An 18,361-nucleotide genomic window follows, 5' to 3' on the forward strand; every position below is an offset into this window, starting at 1 on the left:
CACCCACTTTTCTTCGTCCTGGACGCAAAGGTGAAAGATGAAGGTTTTTTCGGAGGTAAACTTACCCCTTTTATAGTTGAGTGTGGTGGTATCAAGTTTTACCATTCCAGGGAGGCTATTTGGGAGAGGGCGTTAGCGGCCTGGGTTTCGTCTTTGCCGTGGAAGCCGATGGTGGGGTTATAGGTGAGGTGGTGGCCGGGGATTTCGTCCAGGAAGCGGCTGGGCATGGTGGGGCCTCGTTCACCGACCCGGTAGGTGGTGAGGTAAAGGGTTTCCTTAGCCCGGGTGAGGCCCACATAGAGGAGGCGGCGTTCCTCCTCCAGGTTTTTGGGGTCTTTTGCGGATTGCCAGGAGGGGAAGAAGCCTTCCACCAGGCCTGTGATGATGACGGTGTGGAACTCCAGACCCTTGGAAGCGTGGAGGGTCATGATGCGGACGCCTTCTCCCTTTTCCTGGGGCTCTTCCTCGGAGAGGAGGACATCCTGAAGGAAGAGGGCCAGGTCCCCTTTAGGGGTGGTCTCGGCGAAGCCCCGAAGGGCATTGCTCATTTCTTCCAGGTTAGCCCAGCGATCCTCGGCTCCCTCCAGGACTCCTTCGGAAAGGTCCAAGAGGATGGGCCTGAAGAAGTCCCGATGGGTGGAAAGCCAGGTCCAAAAGGCATTGGCTAGGGCATACCCGGTAAGGCCGTGGAGGTTCCGGATATCCTCCAGGACCTCCAAGAACTTTTGACCCTCGGCCAGTCCCCGCAGGCTTTCAAGATACGGGCTACGCCCGTGACCCAGGTCTTGGGCGGCCTTAGCTGCCTTCTTGGGGCCAAAGCCGGGGATGGTCATGGCGATGGCCTCTGTCAGGGCCAGGGTGTCTCCGTAGGAGGCGTGTAGGAGGTTGAGGACCAGCTTGACTTCCTTGCGTCCCCAGAAGCCCACGCTTCCCACGATGGTGTAGGGGACACGGAAGCGGCGTAGTGCCGCCTCCACCACCCGGGAAGCGCTCAAGGAGCGCATGAGGATGGCGATTTGGGAGGAGGGTACGCCTCCATCAAGGGCCAGCTTAGCCGCTTCAGCCACGAAGAGGGCTTCTTCCTCCTTAGTTTCGGCCGTCACTTTGATGGGGAGTTCTCCGAAGCGGATGGCCTTAAGGGGGAGGTCTTCCCGCTCCCGGTTGTTGCGGATGAGGTGCAAGGCGGCGTCCACCACTCCCCCGTGGCTCCGATAGTTGATGGAGAGGTGGTAAACCCTCGCCCTAGGAAAGTGGCGCCTGAACTCCAGGATGAGGCGGTAATCCGCCCCCCGCCAGGAGTAGATGGCCTGGTTGGGGTCGCCCACGGCCACGATGTTTTCCTCGGGGCCGAGGAGCAGGGAAACCAGCCGAAACTGCTGGAGGTTGGTATCCTGGTACTCGTCCACGGTAAGGAACCTGGCCCGCCTGCTCCAGGTTGCCCGGAGGTCCTCTTCCTCCTCCAAGACCTTCACCGCCTCTATCAGGAGGTCGTCAAAGTCCAGGTAGCCCCTTTCTGCCTTGTACTCCTCGTAGCGGTCGTATGCCCGTCCCAGGTAGGGTTCAAGGTCTGCGTAGTGGGACAGGAGGTAGCTCTTATCCCATCCGGCGTTCTTAGCCCGGGAAATGGCCCCCTGGACCACCTTAGGGGTGATCCGTCTGGGGGCTTCCATCTCCTCCAGGAAGCCCGCCAACACCTTCTTGGCGGCTTCCGCATCCAGGATGCGGATGTTTCCCCTATCCCGCAGGATGCTGGCCGCCAAGCTGTGGAAGGTGGATATCCACACCCGGTTGGCCGTTTCCTCCCCCACCAGGTGAGCCAGCCGCTCCCTCATCTCATGAGCGGCCTTCCTGGTGAAGGTTACCAGGACGATCTCTTCGGGGCTAATCCCCTCCCGGAGAAGCCGGGCAGTGCGGTATACTACCGTACGGGTCTTCCCGCTCCCGGGACCGGCGATCACCAGGGCGGGACCCCAGGTGTGGTTGACCACCGCTTCCTGTTCAGGGTTCAGCATCTCCCCTCCTTTGGATCTGGGGCACCGGGACCAACCCCGGTGCCCCAACCCTCTTAGCGCCGCTTGCGGAGAACCACCTCGTCTTCGCCTTCCGTCTCTTCTCCCGCCTCAGCCTCCTCCAGGATCACCACCAGGCGGCCGTTCAAGGGAAGAGCGTCCAGCAGGATGGTGATGCTCTTCTCCCCTTTAAAGGCCGTACCGATGCGGGTCCAGTAGGTCTTCTCTTCACCTTCCCGGTCCTCATAGGACCGAGGAGTGAAGACCCGGTACCGCTCCTGAGCCTGAACTTCCTGCTTCGCCTTCTTGCCGTTCTTCATCATCTTCTACCTCCTTCGCCATTCAGACCGGCGGGGGGGTAAGTCGCCCTAAACGCCGCTCACCCCTTACCCGACCTCCACGAAGCTCCCTACCCCCCCGCCGTTATGGCCTACTCTCTTGACATTGTCAACCCACCATGCTATCTTGACAACTAGAGGGGACGGTAGGATGGGGGGGAATGTTGTCTTTTCTCACTGGATTGTGAGGAAGTGAAGAAGAGAGATAACCTGGATACTTTTCGTTCCCCTTGATGAGAGATACGATTCTTCTTTTTGGAAGAACCTGGATACGAGGGTGACGAGAGTAGAAAGAAAGGTATACCTTTCTTTTTCCTCTCCCCTCTCCTTAACTGTCTTTTTCCCCCAAAACGTAGCTAACCGTAGAAATCCCCCTACTCCTTTTCTTCGTCAACGAGGGATGCGGGGAAAAAGATAAGGATATCCTTATCCCCCACCAAGGCGGTGAAGGTTTCCGAAGTGCCCGAGAGGGGAAGAATAGCGTCCAGTACGCAAAGGTGAAAGATGAAGGTTTAAAGCGGTCAAAAAGGGGGTCAAGTGAAAAAAATCTCCCCTCTTGAGTGAATCGCACTCAACTATAAAACGGGTAACTTTGGGCCGGAAAAAACCTTCATCTTTCACCTTTACGTCTGGGACGGGGAAAACTGGGTGAAGGTTTGGTTTCTTCAAACCTTCACCCTTCACCCAAACCTTCACCGTATCCGGACGTGGGGGATGTAGGGGGGTGGGGGTGGACCTTCACCGATGATGATGGCCAGGGTGGGTGTTCTGATTCCTTCGGGCCAGGGGGTTTGGCCGTCGGTGAGGACGATGATGAGGTCGGGGCGGAGTTTTTCTGCTTCGGCTACTCCGAGGCTCATGTCGGTACCGCCTCCTCCCAGGAGGGGGATGTCCTTTTCGCTAAAGACCTTGCGGGCGATGTGCAGGGCGGCGTCCACGCTCAGGACGTGGACCTCGCGCACCTGCCGCAGGATTCCCCGGATCTCCCCCAAGGCCTGGGCCAGCTTGCCCTCGTCCATGGACCCTGAGGTGTCCAGGACCACGGCCACCCGGGGCCTTAGGCCGTAGTAGCCGGGGATAAGGACGGGGCTGTAGGCACTGCTTCGGCGGTTGGGGCGGGCGTAGGTGGGCCGGCGCTTGGCCAGGTAATCCGCCAGGCTCTTGCGGACTGCCTGTCTTAGGAGGCTACGCCAGTCCGCTTGGGGGTTGAGGAGCTTCTCCACCCACCTCCTCAGGCCCAGGGGGAGGGTGCCTCGTCCCTGGGCCTCGTACTCCTTGGCCTTTTGGGCCACGGCCATTCGCAGGACGGCCATTTGGGGTCCGTTGTCTTCCCCTTCTCGGTTCAGGCTTATGTCCTGGAGTTCAGGTTTAGGGGGTGGCGGGGGGTTAAGGAATTCCAGGTACTCCTCGGCCAAAAGGCCCCGTGGGAGGCCCAAGTTTTCTGGGAAGTAGCCTCCGTAGGGGTGCGGGGGTCTGGGGAGGTCTATTCCGGCTTCCTGGGCGTCGTCGTTGATTTCCAGGTCCAGGGCGATGTTGCCCAGGGGGTGTTCCAGTAATCTTTCCCCCCTGGGGCCGGTATGTTCCCGGAGGAGGTGGTGGGTTTCGTGCCAGAGGAGGCCCACCACCTGGGGGTCGGTGAGGGTTTCCAGGAAGGCGGGGTTGTAGCGCAGGGTTCCCCGATTGTCTATGGACATGGTGGGGACCCTATCCGTTTCCTGGAAGCGGATGTGGAAGAGGATAGGGGCCAGGTAGGGCATTTTGCTGGCCAAGGCGATTCTGGCTGCCCTAAGCCGTTCCATCCGTTCACCTCCTCATCTGGGCCACCTTTTCCAGGAGGGGGAGGAAGCGTTTGGCCTCCTCGGGGATGGGGAAGGTGGCCCTCCTCTCTTCCCGGGCCTTTTGGTGGGCTCGCAGGAGTCTACCGGCGGCTGGGACGGCCAGGTCAGCTTTTCCCAGTTCTGAGGCGTAGCCCAGGACCTTCCAGGCCCTGGTCCAGGCTTCCTGGGACCACTCTGCGGTGGCGGTGCTGGCCACGGCCATGAGGGTGGCGTAGGTTCGGTCCTCCCGGGTGGGGAGGAGGGAAGGGTTTTTCATGACCTCCTTGGGGTCTGGGAGGTCCAGGTCGTTGAGGAAGGTCATGAAGGCGTATCCCACCTTTCCCACGGCGCCGGCCACCAGGAGGGTTTGGGCCTCCAGGTCAAAGCCCAGGGCTTTGGCGGTGCCGAGGGCTTGGGCGGCCAGGTCCCAGGTGCGGTAGGAGGGCCAGGCTCTGCCCACCTCTTCCCCTTGGGGTTTGAGGTAGGCGTGGCTGGGGTTGCGCTCCACATAGAGGGCCACCATGTCCCTGGCCCATGTGGTGTGGGCCTCGAGGGTTTCCCGTGGTGGGGGCGGGGGGAGTTTAGGGTAGAGGGTATCCCAGCCTTCCCGCATGCCCCTGGCCCATTCTTTTGGGGAGAGGGTCCATTCCAGGTGGATCAGTCGGTTAGCGATGGGGGCTTCCAAGCCGAGGCCGCCCACGGCGTCTTCTGCGGGGTTAGCGGCGGCCACGATGCGTCCGGGGAGGTAGACGTCTCCGGCGTAGCGTTCGTTGATGACCCGGAGGAGTGCGGGCCGGACGTCCTCCGGAGTGGAGGAGAGTTCGTCCAGGAAGAGGATGCTCGTCTCCCCTGCTTCCACCAGCCGTTTCACCCAGGGCATGGGGTGGAGGTCTACTCCGCCTTCCCGGGCTACGGGGAAGCCCCCGAAGTCCGTGCGGTCCCGGGTGGCGCCGATAATGACTTCCAGGTGCCACCCCAGGACCCGGGCCAGGTAGGAGACGGTGGCGGTTTTTCCCGTTCCTGGCGGTCCCCAGAGGATGACGGGGACATTAGCCACCAAGCAGGTGTAGAGGGCTTGGACTTCTCTTTCAAAGGACATGTTTCCTCCTGGTCAGCCCTGAAAGGGCTATCAAGGTTAGGCCCATAAATGCCCAACCGAACGTATCGGCTTTGGGGTAACCGCACACTCCCGGGAACAGGAGGGGAGTGCACTCTCGTCCGGCTAGGAAGGCGGCTAAGCCAGCTAGGAAGCTGGCTGTTGTAGCTATGACTGTTTTCATACGCACCTATCAGATTGGCGGGGGCAAAGCCCCCGCCGTTTCTATTGGGCCCTGGCTTCCCGGTCTACCCGTTCGTTTTCCGGGTGGCCGTTATGCCCCCGCACCCAATGGGGCACCACCCGGTGCCGTTTTCATCAGTCCTGAAAGGGCTATCAAACCTGGCCTGAGCCCCGCCCCTCTCAGGCCTATCCCACCCCCGGGAACGCCCGGGGGGAACCACATCATCTAGCTGTTACCGTTTTCCTCGGAGTTTTCTCCAATAATCTCTTTGAAGCACTCTTCTCCAATAATCTCTTTGAAGCACTCCTGGCAGAGAGGTGCGTTGGCCAAGACGACTTTGGCTTCTTCCCCACATGCTATACAAATCCCACTCTCTTCCATACTTACCTCCTTCATTAGTCGGATCGGCGGGGCACACCCAGGTTGTATGGGGATTACCACTGTGGTCCCCACCAGTTCACTTGCGTGTGCCCCGCCGTTTTCCTTCACTCCTTTACCATCCACCCCCTAGGGGCTGGGTGGAGCTCCAAAGCCCCCTCGGGGGGCTCTGAAGCGATGATCACGTCCACCGAAGTGGGGAAGTCGTCGAGAGCAACGGTTCCATTTTTCAAGGCCTCTGGGTGCACGTATATTATTCCCGTGTTGATGGCGTGATAGATAACTTGCTTATCGCTCATCCTTTTGCCTTTGAACTCCGTTTTACCTCCTGTAAGGTAGAGGTACATCCTTCTTCACCTCCTTCACCTCCCAGACCGGCGGGGCACACCCGGGTCGTATGGGGATTGCCACCGTGGTCCCCACCGGGTTGCCTGCGAGTGCCCCGCCGTTTTTCTTTGGGTTAACCGCCTAGGGTCAACACTACCGGGTGCGTAGGTGTCCCCCTTTAATAGGAGGATAAGCCTTCACCTTTCACCTTTGCGTCTGGGACGACAAAAATAGGGTGAAGGTTTATCTTCCCCAAACCTTCACCCGTGTCGGCTCTTGAGTTAGCCCTGGTCTCGGCCGGTGGACCTCGAGGGGGGGACCTCGGTCACGGGCGTAGCCCGTATCTTGAGGGGGGGACCTCGAGGGGGGATACATCCCCACCCGCCCCTTCTGTAATCCGCCTATGTCCCGTTTCTCACCGCACTTCTCTGCCCTACTTTCCCCTTATCGGGATTTATTTCCGCACGCATTATGCTTGGTCTGTTGTCTGTGGGGGTTTAATCTCTCCTATGATTTCCGTGTGTTGATGGTGATACCTTCGGGGTCTTCTTTGCGGAGGCTTTGGTCTATGGCGCTGGAGAAGTCAGGGTAAACCTTATAGATGCCCTTATCCAGTACGGCGATGCCGATTTGGAAGACGGGTCGGGTGAGGCGTTTTCCGGTTTCCAGGTCCGGGTAGCCCAGGAGGGGTTTTAGCACGGGGTTTTCCAGGACGTCCCGGAGGTCTTCCCCGTGGACGGTGGCCACGATGTCCACTCCCCGGCGCCTGGCGGTTTCCAGGACTTCCACGTCCCCGTGGTAGCCGATTTCGTCCACCACGATGGTTTCTGGGGAGTGGTTGGTGATGGCCTGCATGATGATGTTGGCCTGTTTTCTGGGGTCGCCCACCATCATGCGCCTTGCTGAGCCGATGATGGGGTGGGGGATGGTCCCATCGCCGGCGATTTCGTTGGAGGTGTCCACGATGACCAGCCTTGCCTTGAGGGTTTTGGCCTTTTCTTCCACGATTCCCCGAAGGAGGGTGGTTTTCCCCACTCCTGGTGGTCCGATGATGAGGGTGGATTCCCGGCCCCTGATCCACTCCCTCAAGGGGGCGGCGATACCGGGTATGGCCCTGCCGAAGCGGATGGTAAACCCGATGGCCAGGTCGTCGGTATCCCGTATCACCGAGATGCGGTGGAGGGTGCCCGGTATACCGGCCCGTCCGTTGGACCGGAAGCTACCCACCTTGTTGTAGAAGTACTCCACATCGCTTTGGGTTACTTCCTTGTACACCTTCTGCTCCCCCCGGATGCGCACCACCAGGGGTCTACCCAGGTCCATGGCCACCTCCTCTACCCCGTCTATGTCCTCGGCCAGGATGTTTCGTATCCAGGCGGGGAAGTAGGAAAGGAGCCTTTCCGTTCCTACCCTTTCTGCCTCTCGGATTCTCTCAAGGTACGGATGGTCTGACAAGGCATCAAGCATAGGTCCTCACCTTCACCCATTTACCGCCGTCGTTGCGCACCAACCCTTCCCGTTCCAGGATTTTCAACTGCTTGTAGACGGTGGGTTTTGCTAACCCCAAGGTTTCCATAATCTCCCTGGCGGTCCGGGGAGTTTCCAGAAGCATCAGGTAGTTTTGCCGCCATTCCTTCCGAGGTAGACGACCTACCTGGTCTACCGGGTTAAGGGTGGAAGTATGCGGGATACCGTTTCCGTGGGTAGTACGGGCTGTACCCGTGTCGTACACCGGTTCGCCATCCGGTGTTACTGGCGTATCCTGGGCATTCAAGGTACTGGCTTCAAGATACGGGCTACGCCCGTGACCAAGATACGGGCTACGCCCGTGACCAAGATACGAGCTACCCCCGGGACCTTCCGTGACCATGGTGGCTTTCATGAACGAGGTGCGGGCTCCTGCTTCAAGGAGTTCTCCCAGTACTTTGGCCAGTACAAAGGTGGAGACGGGTACGAACAAGGAGGAGAGGAAGACTTCCACCTCCGGTATCCCTTCTCCTGCCCGACGCATGGAGAACCAGTTGCCTACCCAGACCAGTCCCAGGGCCACCACTGCTCCCCATGAGGCCCATCGGGACCCCTTGAGGAGGGAGTTGGAAAGGAGGGAGAGGAGAAAGGCGCTCATTTCCAGGGCAGCGGCCAGACCCACGGCAAACCATCCGGGTAAGCTACCCAGGGTTAGGCGGTACCACTCGCTCAGGTGCCCTGTGCTCATCACCAGGGCAAAGGTGTAGGCAAGGATTAACAGTGCGCTGAGAAAGGTCTTCATCTTCCACCTCGCCAGCGCCAGTAGGTCAAGAGGACTTTCTCCACGTACCTCTGGGTGGATGCGGGAATCTTCCCGCTTCGTACTGCTCCCAGACCAGCGTTGTAGGCGGCCAGGGCCAAGCGCCAGTCCCCTGTGGCGGCATAGAGCTCCCGTAGGTGTTTGGCCGTGGCCCAGAGGGACCAATCGGGATGGGCACGCCACTCTGGGGGAGCCCCCGTGGTCCTGACCCAGGTGCCGGGCATAAACTGCCCCAGGCCCACCTCTCCCGCCTTACCCCGGGCCTGGGGGCAGTAGCCGCTTTCGGTCCACACCACCGCCGCCACCAGGTAGGGGTCCAGGCCGAAGCCTTGGGCGTAGCGCCAGGTGGCGTGCCATAGGTCCTTGGGGATATACCCACAGGCCCACCCTGTAGCCGCCAAGGTCAGCCAGAAGGCTAATCCCTTAAGCCCTTTCCTCATCCGCCTGTGTTGGCTCTTGTTCTGGCCTGGCAAAGTAGGCCAAGGCCTCCACGGTTTCCAGGTGTTCTATCCACCGGTTCCAGAGGAGAGGTATCCCCCAAGCCAGCAGGATGGCATACGGGGTATACCAGAGGTCCATTACGAACACCAGGGGTACTTCCAACCACAGCAACACCTTTGCCCACAGGGGAAACTGCATGCTTACCTCCTAACCAGTCCTAACCTCTGCAACACATATAGGATGGCCTGCGCTTCCAGGTTGTAGCTAACCTTCTTTCCCGTGAGGACCAACCTTCTACCGTACTCCCACCACGCCCTTGCCTCCTCTTCCGTCAGCTCTCGGGTTTTCCCATCGGGGTCTCCCAGCCCAGCCACCAAGGAGCCCAGCATTCCCCTTTTCCCGTCCACTACCACGAAGGACCCCTCGGGTTTGAGGGGCCAGGGGTTCAGGATGCGTAGCTCGGCTCCAAAGTAGCTGAAGACCACAAAGTAGCTGGCCGGGTCCGTGGGAGCCATCCTGGACCCCACCAGGTAGACTCCGCCTTTCCCGTCCTTCAGCCGCCTCCACAGGGCTTCCATGAGGGGTTTCTCCCGAAAGACGGGGGCCACCACGATAACGCTTTGCCCCCGCTCCACCAGGGGCAGGAGGGTATCCCAGGATGCGGCGCTACTGGAAGAGCCAATCCAGGTCGCCATCACCATGACGGCGACCCTCCTTAGGAGACCTCTGGGAATCCTTCGGGGGTGTTTCAGGTTTCTCCTCTCGGGTAGCCTCGGCATCCCGGTTATCCCAGGGATATTCTACCACAGCAGGTAGTTTTACGCTTTTCACTCCTTTACGAGTAGTCTCCCGTGGGGAGAGGAGTTCCACCACCCGGGGCAGTTCGGGGCCGAAGATCTCCCGGTATACCGGTTCCGGTATGGTGAGGGTAGCCTCGTCAAAGTAAGCCATGGGGGAGGTAACCTTGTCGGATAGGCCGTGTACCAGGTCCTTGTGATCTTTGACCCATGCGATAAGCTTCCAGGCCAGGCCCAGCCTTTCCAGGTTTCTCAGGGTTTCCCCGGGTAGGACGTCCATGCCCTTGGGCAGGATGGCTAGGGCCTTGTCGTTGCGTTCAAAGCGTGCCCAGCCTTGGCGCTTCCACTCTGGGAAGAAGGGAGGCGTGGCCAGGGGTTCTGGGAGGGCTTCCCGGTCCACATGGACCTTGGTGAGGGCCAGGGTGTTGGGGTCCCGGAAGAGGCGCACCGGATACTGCCCCTCTGTCACGGCCTCCACCCATTCCACGAAGCGGGCCAAGGGGGTTTGTTCCCCCTCTTTCCCCGTGGCAAAGAGGTGCCGTTCCACATGGGCCATGACCTCTTCGGGTTCCTGTCGCAAGGCTCCCAGGTACTTCCCGTAGGGATAGAGGGGGTTCCTATGTCCCCCGATGCTTCTTTCGTCCACCCTGGGAAGCCACACCTGCACCGGATAGATGCCTGGACCCACCACCAGGGCCTGGCCCTCCTGGAACTCGTTCATCTCCAGGGGGGAGAGGAGGGCTCGGGCCACCTCCTTTTCCACCACCTGGAGCCGGGGGTCAAACATGGGTACGACCCCCTTCCAACCCCGGGCCACGGCGGTTTCGTAGGCGGTGGTTTCTCCCAGGAAGCGGCTGATGTACATGCGGTCTTCAATGGAGATGGCGTAGGGAAAGATGACCCAGTGCCCCAGGTTGTTGACGATGGCTTTAAACTCCGCCTCTCCGTAGTCCTTCACCCCCTGGTAGAGGTTTTGCAGGGTGAGGACGTAGGCAATCTGCCTTTCCCGTACCGTGGCCAGCATCACGTCCATGCCCGGCAGGTAGCCCAGGTTGGCCCACTCGTCCAGGTAGATGATCACGGGCACGGGGCACCGGCCCCCGTGGTACCGGGCTTCCCGCAGGAGGGTGCGGTTGATGTAGCGCACCACCATCTGGAGAAACACCTGCCCCACCCCTTCCATGAGCTGGTCCTGGGGGATGCCGATGTAGAAGAAGGAGGGGGTACGGGCGATCTCGGTAACGTCTATCTCCTCCTCTTCGGACCCTCGGCTGGTGGCCCTCTCCAGCCGGGGATCGTCAAAGGGCTGGAGTTTCCCCAAGAGGCCGGCGATAAGCCCGGTCTTCTGGTTGGGGGTGAGGTCAAGGAAAAAGCCCATCTCCTCCTTGGCTCGCTGGTCCCCCAGGTCCTGCACAAAGGCCTCCACTTCCTTGTACCCCTGCTTTAGGAGACGTACCAGCCTACCCATGGACCCCGTACCCGCTGTGGCCTCCAGGCGCAACAGGACTGAGAGGATAGCCCTCTCCTGCTCCTTGTAAAAGGTCATGGTGGTGGCCTTCTGGTCTACGGGGATGATACCCTCGGCGATCTCCATGGCCACCAGGGGGTCGGCGGCGTCTTTGAGGAGGGGAAGCTTCTTGGACCCCTGGGTGTAGGGGAGGAAGAGCTCAATGCGGTGCCCTGAGTTTTCAAAGAGGGGGATAAACCGGGGAAACCCTTGGGTGTTGGGCCATTTCAGGTCCACCACCACCACACTGTTGCCGTCCAGGGCATCCATGAGGAGGTTGGGCTCGTAGAAACGGCTGGTCTTACCCGCCCCGGGTTGCCCCAGGACCAGGGTGTGGGCAAACCGCACCCTGGTGGGATACCGCATCACCTTTCCCCCGTAAAGGCCTAGCCAGCCGCTACGCTCCTTGCCCTTGAGGTAGCGTTCCAACTCCTCTCCCCTGGCAAAACGGGACATCCCTGGGGCCTTACGGGGCTTCTCGGCCATCCGCACCCGGGCCAGAGCCGCCAGGGGCACCAGGGGTAGGAGGTAATAGGGTAGGTTGGGATCGAAGCCGGAAGCCGCCCTCTGGCTGAACCACCGGCTACACACCCTGTCTCCCAAACAACCCCAGAGGGAGATGCGGTGTCCGGAAAGCTCCCGGTAGGCTTCCAGGGTCCCTGCCACAAAACTCCAGAGCCCATACCCCAATCCCACCAGGATGAGGAGCATGGACAGGAGGAAAACCCCAGCCCATACCCGCTTAGCCTTGGTGTTCTCAGTCCCAGCCTTCATCAGACCCTTATGGCTGAAGCCAGGCGGTTAATCGTCCAGGCCGAGCCCACGATGATGGCCAGGGTAGAGATGAGGAATAGGGCGATGCTCACCAGCCCAGAGACCAACCAGGTGGTGAGGGCATTGAGCATGTTGTTTAGGGGGGTTAGAAGGGCGGTAAGAGCGTTGTTGATGGCACCACTCACCGAAGCCGTCACCCCTCCCGCCCAGTCTTTAAACCGATCCCAAAAGCCCTGGCTTGCCTGTCCCTGTTGCCCGGTGCTGTTTTCCATCTGTTGTGCGTAACTTTCCACCTCGGACTGGAGCCGTTGTATGTTGGCCTCGTTTTGTTGCTTGATGTTTTGAGCCTGTTGCATGACCGCCTGTACCTCCCGCTGGATTTGGGCGATGCTGTTGTTTTGCAGCATTCTTATGGAGGCTCCGAAGACCAAGGGGGCTACCACGCCCAGGAGGAGACCGGATAGGTACAGGGTAACCATGCTTCGCACCAGTCCTGGGTACCCCAGGGCCAAAGCGGTAGCCGCCAAGGGGAAAAGCACCAGGCTGATGTAGACCATGAGCCCGGAAACCATCATGGCGGCCACATAGGGTACGGTTAGGGTAAGGGCGCCCCAACCGATTTTGGTGGATACGCTCCTGACGGCTTGAAATGTTCCCATGCCGCCTACTCCTTTGGTGGGGCTCCCCACTGCACCCTTGGCTTCAGTGGCGGCTTTTGTGGCTATTTGCACTCCCCTTACTCCCCCTTTGAGCAGGGCATTGGTGAATCCACCCAGGGCCAAGGTGGAAGACACAACCAATACTTCCTTTACCTGGTCTTTCAGGGAGTTGAGGGCGTTCCCCAACTGATTGGCTATGGGGTCGACTGCCGTTCTGACGGCGCTTTTATGGGCCGCCCGCCACCCGTCATAGAGGGCACTCCTTAGGGCCGCTCCTTCCGGACGGGTCCCCAGGTTGAAGAGGAGGAGGGCGATCATGGTACGGATAAAGGTTCCCTGTGCCCCCAAGCGGTTCCCTGTGAAGAAGAGAAAGGCTGACCAAGCTACACCGAAGACAATGGCCGCCTGTGCAGCCGCATTAAACCACGAGGCCAATCCGATGCTTTGCACCGACTGGATGAAGTCGCCTATGAAGGAGCTGTAGTCGGGGATTCCGGGCAGGTTCACCTTCCACCTCCTACCATGCTAGGGAACTCCCCTCAGGGAGGTTATCGGCCATGCTGGAAATGTTGGTGAACAGGTCGCTGATCTTTTGCGTTTCCAGCTCAGCTTCCCGGGCAGCCTCCTGCATGGCCAGCAGGTAGGCTTGTATCTCGTACTCCGCATCCCCCGCTTCCCTTTCCGCCTGCCGGGCCATCTCGTCGTAGAGGCCTATGAGGGACCCATTGGTGTAGAGCTGGGCCTGGAGCTGGGCCTGGAGGAAGTCCAGTAAGACGGGATTGCTAGCCGCCTGAAGGCGAAGCATATAGGCAATCCCCTCCACCATCTTCTCCATGACCTCCCTGGCGGAGGCCGCTGTTTTCGCCTCGTCCACCAACTGGTCGGCGATACCGGGTTTGACCGCTCCGCCCGTTTTCTGCTCGGCGTCCTTAGGGGTATTCACGGCGGCCGCAATCCTAGCTACCTCCTGTACGGCACTGCCCTTATCCTTCATCTCTTGGGCGATGTTGGTGACTCCCTCCACGGCGCCAACCCGCTTTTGGATCCTCTTGACGCTGTCCATGAACTCTGCCGCATATCCCGTGGCCACCGTGGGGTTGGTGTTCTTCTGCTGCTCCAGGAGGTCGGGGGGACTGTTCGGGGGATACCTCCCCGTCAGGGGCAGATATTTGGCCTTGGCATCCTCCAGCATGGCCTTGGCCACATACTGCCTCAGCTTGTTGGGGAACCGGCGTACCTCCATTGCGGCATTGGCTAGCTGATCTACAAAGTTATTGATCCCAGGTCCCAGGACATACCCCAGGGATTGCATGACGCCTTCCAGGGCGCCACTGAAGAACTGGACCACCAGGTCCTGCATGTAGTCCCCGATGTTCTCCCCCACCCACCTCAGGTTGCGGTAGGCGCTCCTCAGGGTGCAGATCCACTCCCAGTTGCTCCCGAAGTTGAACTGGCCCGTGAGGTTGCACCCCGTATTGAGGACGTTGTTAAGGATGTCCCAAAAGCTCTGGCCACCCCCACCCCCACCCGCCTGGGCACCGCCCGTGAGGGTCAGGGTCAGGGCTACCACTAGAGGGAGGAGGGTCCTTCTCACGCTTGCCCCCTGGTCAAGGCCAGCAACGCCTCCTTCAGGTTACCATACTTTTCTACTGCACGTTCTCTACGCATCTTGTCTTTTTCATCTGTAGTATAGGCCCAGTACTCCAAGGGGGACACCCTTACCCTCACCACACCTCCTTCCAGACCCGTTCCTGCCCGGAGGACCAGGAGGACCTCGGAGTATTCGCCCTTTTTGAAGGCCAACCTCTTGTACACATGGTGGATGGCCCGTTCGGGGATGCCGAAAAGCTGCATGATGTACTCCTCCTGTCCCGGTGCCGGCAGGAGGTAGTGGTAGTAGGTGTTGCTGATGATGCCCTGGGCATACCCCGAGGTGAAGTCCTTCAGCTCCTGGGTGATGGCGTAGATGGCGGCGCCAAAGGTCCGGCTGCGCCGGTAGAGGTTCTCCACCACCCCTGCCCCGTACCGGGTCTTCAGCAGCGCCCATGCCTCGTCCAGCACCACCAGCTTGGGTCCCTTCTTCTTGGTGATCTTCTTCCAGATGAGGTCGGATATGAGGAGAAGGCCCACCTGGGTGAGGGGGCCATCGCTACCCAGCTTGCCCGTCTCAAAGTACACGATGGGGGCGTCCAGGTTCACGTTGGAGGGCCGGTCTATCAGCCGGCCGTACACGGAATCCCCGGTCCAGTTGTCCAGCACGTAGGCCAACCGGTTGGCGATCTCCTTCTCCTGAGGCCCCATGGGTTTGCCGTTCACCTGTTCCATGGTCCTCAGCTTGCGCACCACGGTGGAGAGGGTGAAGGGTTCCAGGACCCGCTTGCCGGTGGGGTCTTCCTGTTGTTGCATCAGGTAGGTTTGCTCCACGGCGGCCATGAAGATGGCTTCCTCTACGGAAGCCTCTTGCTCGTTTTGTGGAGGTGGCACCATGGCCCGGAAGACGGCCCGGATCAGGTCCTTCTTCTCCTCGCTGGGGAAAAGCTCCCCTTCCCTCAGCTCAAAGGGGTTGACACTGGTCCCCTCAATGGGGTCCATGACCACCACACTGCCGCCCAGGAGCTCCACCAGGGACACATAGTTGAAGCCCCGGTCCACAATGATGACCTCAATCCCCCTCAGGGCCACCTGGTTGATGAGGGACTGGACGAAAAAGCTCTTGCCCCGGCCCGATCCTCCCACCACGATGCCGTGTTTGGCGGGGAAGCGGTCGGAAAACAGGTCTATCTGCACCGGCACCCCCCCCGAACCCTCGTAGACCGCCATAGGTCTTTCTAAACCCCTCCAGGGGCTGAAGGTGGGCATCAGGTCGGCGGCGTTGTCCTCCAACAGGGTGGACTTGTAGTAGGGCACCAGGCCTGAACCCGGAGAGAGGGAAATCCAGGCCTCAAAAAAGTCGGCCACCGGTACCCCTCGGGCGGCTCCCAGGCTGGCAAAACGTCCCTTGGCCAGGGGTAGCTTCTTCACCAGGTCCCTCAATCCCTTCTCCACCAGCACCAGGTGTACCCCCACCTCAAAGAGGTGCCGGTTTTCCCCCTGGACCCGCTTCATGGCCTCCCCGTAGTTTTCCGCCTTGACGAACACGCTGGGGTCCACCACGGTGTCGCTCTTGCTCATGGCCGTGGCGGTGCGCAAGGTGGTGGACATCTTCCGCAACTCCCTCTCCAGGGGTTTGTGGTACCAGTCCACCACCAGGTAAAACTCCCCTTCCGTCTCCAGGAGCACATCGGCAATCCCAGGCCAGGTGCTATCCGGGGAGGTGGCCATGGCCACGCCTCCCACCCAATGGTCTCCCAAGCGGATATGGGTGGGGTAGGCGTTGTCCACCTCCGTCTGGGCCAGCTGGCTCGTCAGGCCCCGATAGTCGGGGGTACCGTAGGGAGGTCGTCGGTCAGGGGGGACGTACTCCGGGATGGGCTTGCCAGGATTGAACCACCGCCACATCACCTCAAAAAGCTCCCGATCCCCGGCGGGCTCCACCTTTATCCCGGCAGAGGCCAACTGGACGGCCATCTCGGAACGGATGGCCTGGGCCAGGTCCACGGCTTCCCGGTACTCCCGCTCTGAGAACATTCCCTGCACCCTGCCTCGGGGTGGGGTGAGGGTCATGAAGCCGTAGTAACGCCAGGTGCGTAGGACGCCTTCCTGGGCCAAGCGCTCGAAGAGGCGTAGCTTCTCCTCGAAGAACACCTCGCCCAAGGGATGGAGGAAGGTGTCCCGTTCCTTCAGGATGGCCTCCAGGTAGGTTTCCGCCTCCCTTCTAGCCTCTATCAGGAGACGGAAACGCTCCCCTTCGGGCACCGTGAGGCGAAGGAACTGGGCAAACCTCTCGGTGAAGTTGAGGAGGTCCTCGTCGGAAAAGAGGAGCATGGGGGGGAGGTGCAACCTGACCCCCACCTCCATCTTCCCGTTGCGGGTGAAGACGATGCCGTTTTCTAGCTCCCACTGGCCTAACTCATCGGCTAAAGGCAGGATTTTGGTCCCTAGAAAGCTCATACTTATCACCTGACTCGGAAGCCCTTAGGCCTGCCCTGGAGAGGGTAAGGGGGATTTCCTTTTGGGGCTCGGAGGGATAGTACATGTCCGCCCTGGTGATGAAGCGGAGGAACCGCCACCCGAACCCATGCCCGTAGTTGTCGTTGATCCACAGGCTGGTGCGGTACACCACCACCACGGCGGACAGGGAAACCAACCCCCGTATCCAGATGTTGGCCACCAGGGTTTGCACCACCTGGAGCACCAAAAACCCACCAAAGAGGGAAGCCAGGATCACCCCTAGGGGCAACCCAAACAGGGTTAGGGATACATCCAGCCGGGGGACTTTCCGTCTCAAGGTACGAGCTTCGCTCGTGACCATCTTTCACCCTGTGGATACGGCAAAAGGCTGCGGGAAACCCCCGCAGCTCCCACTACCCTCACGCCCCTTATGCGCACCCGGTAGCGTTGAGGATGGTGTTGCCCAACGCCTTGGCCGCCAGGAGCAACGCACCTCCTGCAATAGAAGTGATGATCAACCCCATGGCGTTCCGGTTGCCGATGATAAGACCACCAAACCCCAGGGCCAGCATCAGGATAGCCAGGGCCGCACCAAAAGGACCCGTTACCGCATCCACAATGGAACAGATGATGCCCTGAATCCGGGTCATGGGAGTCTGGAGAGGGTTCGTACCACCCCCTGCCAGTACCACCTGCGAGCCCATCACCGCCAAAAGCCCCAACGCCAACCCCGGGTTAGCCCGGAAAACCTGAAGGAGTTCCTTGGCTTTCATCCTTTGCCTCCTCCTAGGGAGAAAGTACTATTTTCTCCTTCAGTTGTCAAGTTCCCCCTCTTTGGGGTAATATTCCCTCGTGGAAGCGAAGCCCAAGGTGGATAAGGAAGCGATAAAGGCGGCCCTTAGGGAGAAGTACCCGGATATGCCTGAGCCGGGGACGGAGGCTTGGACCGGGTTTCTCAAGAAGCTGAAGGAGGCTTCACCGGAGGACTACCGTTCGGCCCTGCTCCTTGGAGGCGGCATTACCCAGGCTTTGCAGAAGGAGATTTCCCGTTCCAAGCGTAGAGACCAGTTTAAGGAGTTTTTTGCTCGTCTTTTTCTGAGGGACCACCCTACGGGCAAGGTTCCCGATAAGCGCAAGATCGGCCTCCTCCTTTTCCTCCTGGTGGGGGGACTGTTTGCCTTTGCCTTTTTCTTTGGCACAGCGCCTAAGAAGAAGGCCCAAGGGGGTGGTGTGGGGACGCAAGCGGTCAGCGGTCTTTTGGGTAAGGAGGGAGCGTCTTCGGGTATTCCAACGGTGGACGTTTCTGGGAGGGCTAAGGACCTGAATGCACATTCGCCAGAGGGACAAGGAGACTTTGGCCCCGGTCACGGGCAGTCACAGGCGGGTCAAGAGCGAACCACGTATCCTGCGGGATCGGGTGTTGCCCCTTCTTCGGTGCAAGGACAGGGGCAAGTGGAATCCTCAACATCTCCCTCTCCCCAAGGCGGGCAGACAGGCGGATTGCCCAATCTCCCACCCCCTCCACCTCCCGTATACGGTTCCTACGCTTCTGCGGGTATGCCACCAGAGCCTTCCTTAGCCCAGGCCCAAACCGCTTTGCCGGGTCCACCTCCCATGGTTCTCTACATGTCTACGGGGATGCCTTCCCAGGCTTCACCCTCGTCCGCCCCTTCCCCAGCTCCTACGGGCACGGATAC

19 protein-coding genes and 1 pseudogene are annotated in these 18,361 nt (G+C 60.1%); 1 reads left to right on the forward strand and 19 read right to left on the reverse strand.

Going from position 1 to position 18,361, the window contains the following annotated elements; genetic code table 11:
• Positions 1 to 98: 98 nt before the first annotated feature.
• From L0D18_RS05270 to L0D18_RS05335, 14 genes and pseudogenes are all read right to left on the reverse strand, one after another.
• Positions 99 to 2,012 carry an ATP-dependent helicase gene (locus tag L0D18_RS05270; protein ID WP_243027827.1) on the reverse strand — a complete coding sequence of 638 codons (1,914 nt, stop codon included), beginning with the start codon at positions 2,010 to 2,012 and terminating at the stop codon, positions 99 to 101.
• Between the two features lie 53 nt (positions 2,013 to 2,065).
• On the reverse strand, positions 2,066 to 2,332 hold the full coding sequence (locus tag L0D18_RS05275; protein ID WP_243027828.1) for a hypothetical protein: 267 nt from the start codon (positions 2,330 to 2,332) through the stop codon (positions 2,066 to 2,068).
• A gap of 707 nt (positions 2,333 to 3,039) precedes the next feature.
• Entirely contained in the window at positions 3,040 to 4,146 is a 1,107-nt protein-coding gene (locus L0D18_RS05280; protein WP_243027829.1) for a vWA domain-containing protein, read from the reverse strand.
• A gap of 4 nt (positions 4,147 to 4,150) precedes the next feature.
• Positions 4,151 to 5,263, reverse strand: a complete 1,113-nt coding sequence (locus L0D18_RS05285; RefSeq protein WP_243027830.1) for an ATP-binding protein — start codon at positions 5,261 to 5,263, stop codon at positions 4,151 to 4,153.
• Positions 5,264 to 5,485: 222 nt separating this feature from the next.
• Positions 5,486 to 5,569: pseudogene (locus tag L0D18_RS05290) on the reverse strand (RNase H family protein); the annotation flags it as partial.
• 100 nt (positions 5,570 to 5,669) lie between these two features.
• Positions 5,670 to 5,933, reverse strand: a complete 264-nt coding sequence (locus L0D18_RS05295; protein ID WP_243027831.1) for a hypothetical protein — start codon at positions 5,931 to 5,933, stop codon at positions 5,670 to 5,672.
• Positions 5,930 to 6,169 carry a hypothetical protein gene (locus tag L0D18_RS05300; RefSeq protein ID WP_243027832.1) on the reverse strand — a complete coding sequence of 80 codons (240 nt, stop codon included), beginning with the start codon at positions 6,167 to 6,169 and terminating at the stop codon, positions 5,930 to 5,932. The genes L0D18_RS05295 and L0D18_RS05300 overlap by 4 nt, the downstream gene beginning before the upstream one ends.
• 487 nt (positions 6,170 to 6,656) lie before the next feature.
• Positions 6,657 to 7,616, reverse strand: coding sequence for an AAA family ATPase (locus L0D18_RS05305; RefSeq protein ID WP_243027833.1), 960 nt, complete (start codon positions 7,614 to 7,616; stop codon positions 6,657 to 6,659).
• Positions 7,609 to 8,418, reverse strand: coding sequence for a winged helix-turn-helix domain-containing protein (locus L0D18_RS05310; RefSeq protein WP_243027834.1), 810 nt, complete (start codon positions 8,416 to 8,418; stop codon positions 7,609 to 7,611). Before L0D18_RS05310 ends, L0D18_RS05305 begins: the two co-directional genes overlap by 8 nt.
• Positions 8,415 to 8,876: a lytic transglycosylase domain-containing protein gene (locus L0D18_RS05315; protein ID WP_243027835.1), complete on the reverse strand. Its 462-nt coding sequence runs from the start codon at positions 8,874 to 8,876 to the stop codon at positions 8,415 to 8,417. Before L0D18_RS05315 ends, L0D18_RS05310 begins: the two co-directional genes overlap by 4 nt.
• Positions 8,860 to 9,075 (reverse strand): hypothetical protein, encoded by a 216-nt coding sequence (locus L0D18_RS05320; RefSeq protein ID WP_243027836.1) that lies wholly within the window; start codon positions 9,073 to 9,075, stop codon positions 8,860 to 8,862. Before L0D18_RS05320 ends, L0D18_RS05315 begins: the two co-directional genes overlap by 17 nt.
• 2 nt (positions 9,076 to 9,077) lie before the next feature.
• The gene (locus L0D18_RS05325; protein ID WP_243027837.1) at positions 9,078 to 9,572 is read right to left on the reverse strand and encodes a hypothetical protein; all 495 of its coding nucleotides are present in this window, start codon (positions 9,570 to 9,572) and stop codon (positions 9,078 to 9,080) included.
• Positions 9,544 to 11,955: a type IV secretory system conjugative DNA transfer family protein gene (locus tag L0D18_RS05330; RefSeq protein ID WP_243027839.1), complete on the reverse strand. Its 2,412-nt coding sequence runs from the start codon at positions 11,953 to 11,955 to the stop codon at positions 9,544 to 9,546. Before L0D18_RS05330 ends, L0D18_RS05325 begins: the two co-directional genes overlap by 29 nt.
• The gene (locus L0D18_RS05335; protein ID WP_243027840.1) at positions 11,955 to 12,614 is read right to left on the reverse strand and encodes a DUF2681 domain-containing protein; all 660 of its coding nucleotides are present in this window, start codon (positions 12,612 to 12,614) and stop codon (positions 11,955 to 11,957) included. The genes L0D18_RS05330 and L0D18_RS05335 overlap by 1 nt, the downstream gene beginning before the upstream one ends.
• A 316-nt stretch (positions 12,615 to 12,930) precedes the next feature.
• Here L0D18_RS05335 and L0D18_RS05340 point away from each other — a divergent pair, with 316 nt between their 5' ends.
• On the forward strand, positions 12,931 to 13,098 hold the full coding sequence (locus L0D18_RS05340; RefSeq protein ID WP_243027841.1) for a hypothetical protein: 168 nt from the start codon (positions 12,931 to 12,933) through the stop codon (positions 13,096 to 13,098).
• A gap of 33 nt (positions 13,099 to 13,131) precedes the next feature.
• On the opposite strand, the gene L0D18_RS05345 is transcribed toward L0D18_RS05340, so the two are convergent.
• The 5 genes from L0D18_RS05345 to L0D18_RS05365 all read right to left on the reverse strand — a co-directional run bounded on the left by L0D18_RS05345 (position 13,132) and on the right by L0D18_RS05365 (position 17,885).
• Positions 13,132 to 14,208: a hypothetical protein gene (locus tag L0D18_RS05345; RefSeq protein ID WP_243027842.1), complete on the reverse strand. Its 1,077-nt coding sequence runs from the start codon at positions 14,206 to 14,208 to the stop codon at positions 13,132 to 13,134.
• On the reverse strand, positions 14,205 to 16,664 hold the full coding sequence (locus L0D18_RS05350; RefSeq protein ID WP_243027843.1) for a TraG/VirB4 family ATPase: 2,460 nt from the start codon (positions 16,662 to 16,664) through the stop codon (positions 14,205 to 14,207). Before L0D18_RS05350 ends, L0D18_RS05345 begins: the two co-directional genes overlap by 4 nt.
• Positions 16,624 to 17,001 (reverse strand): hypothetical protein, encoded by a 378-nt coding sequence (locus tag L0D18_RS05355; protein ID WP_243027844.1) that lies wholly within the window; start codon positions 16,999 to 17,001, stop codon positions 16,624 to 16,626. The genes L0D18_RS05350 and L0D18_RS05355 overlap by 41 nt, the downstream gene beginning before the upstream one ends.
• Before the next feature lie 91 nt (positions 17,002 to 17,092).
• Positions 17,093 to 17,437, reverse strand: a complete 345-nt coding sequence (locus L0D18_RS05360; RefSeq protein WP_243027845.1) for a TrbC/VirB2 family protein — start codon at positions 17,435 to 17,437, stop codon at positions 17,093 to 17,095.
• A gap of 202 nt (positions 17,438 to 17,639) precedes the next feature.
• Positions 17,640 to 17,885 (reverse strand): hypothetical protein, encoded by a 246-nt coding sequence (locus L0D18_RS05365; protein ID WP_243027846.1) that lies wholly within the window; start codon positions 17,883 to 17,885, stop codon positions 17,640 to 17,642.
• Positions 17,886 to 18,361: the final 476 nt, after the last annotated feature.

The sequence above is a fragment of the Thermus albus genome, from assembly GCF_022760855.1.
GTDB lineage: Bacteria > Deinococcota > Deinococci > Deinococcales > Thermaceae > Thermus > Thermus albus.

Bases quoted from the DNA above. Each gene is read 5' to 3' on its own strand.
- L0D18_RS05330 (WP_243027839.1), bottom strand. From the start codon at position 11,955: ATGAAGGCTGGGACTGAGAACACCAAGGCTAAGCGGGTATGGGCTGGG.
- L0D18_RS05360 (WP_243027845.1), bottom strand. From the start codon at position 17,437: ATGAAAGCCAAGGAACTCCTTCAGGTTTTCCGGGCTAACCCGGGGTTG.
- L0D18_RS05300 (WP_243027832.1), bottom strand. From the start codon at position 6,169: ATGTACCTCTACCTTACAGGAGGTAAAACGGAGTTCAAAGGCAAAAGG.
- L0D18_RS05285 (WP_243027830.1), bottom strand. From the start codon at position 5,263: ATGTCCTTTGAAAGAGAAGTCCAAGCCCTCTACACCTGCTTGGTGGCT.
- L0D18_RS05315 (WP_243027835.1), bottom strand. From the start codon at position 8,876: ATGAGGAAAGGGCTTAAGGGATTAGCCTTCTGGCTGACCTTGGCGGCT.
- L0D18_RS05280 (WP_243027829.1), bottom strand. From the start codon at position 4,146: ATGGAACGGCTTAGGGCAGCCAGAATCGCCTTGGCCAGCAAAATGCCC.
- L0D18_RS05335 (WP_243027840.1), bottom strand. From the start codon at position 12,614: ATGGGAACATTTCAAGCCGTCAGGAGCGTATCCACCAAAATCGGTTGG.
- L0D18_RS05310 (WP_243027834.1), bottom strand. From the start codon at position 8,418: ATGAAGACCTTTCTCAGCGCACTGTTAATCCTTGCCTACACCTTTGCC.
- L0D18_RS05270 (WP_243027827.1), bottom strand. From the start codon at position 2,012: ATGCTGAACCCTGAACAGGAAGCGGTGGTCAACCACACCTGGGGTCCC.
- L0D18_RS05275 (WP_243027828.1), bottom strand. From the start codon at position 2,332: ATGATGAAGAACGGCAAGAAGGCGAAGCAGGAAGTTCAGGCTCAGGAG.
- L0D18_RS05325 (WP_243027837.1), bottom strand. From the start codon at position 9,572: ATGGCGACCTGGATTGGCTCTTCCAGTAGCGCCGCATCCTGGGATACC.
- L0D18_RS05305 (WP_243027833.1), bottom strand. From the start codon at position 7,616: ATGCTTGATGCCTTGTCAGACCATCCGTACCTTGAGAGAATCCGAGAG.
- L0D18_RS05350 (WP_243027843.1), bottom strand. From the start codon at position 16,664: ATGAGCTTTCTAGGGACCAAAATCCTGCCTTTAGCCGATGAGTTAGGC.
- L0D18_RS05340 (WP_243027841.1), top strand. From the start codon at position 12,931: ATGGTACGGATAAAGGTTCCCTGTGCCCCCAAGCGGTTCCCTGTGAAG.
- L0D18_RS05320 (WP_243027836.1), bottom strand. From the start codon at position 9,075: ATGCAGTTTCCCCTGTGGGCAAAGGTGTTGCTGTGGTTGGAAGTACCC.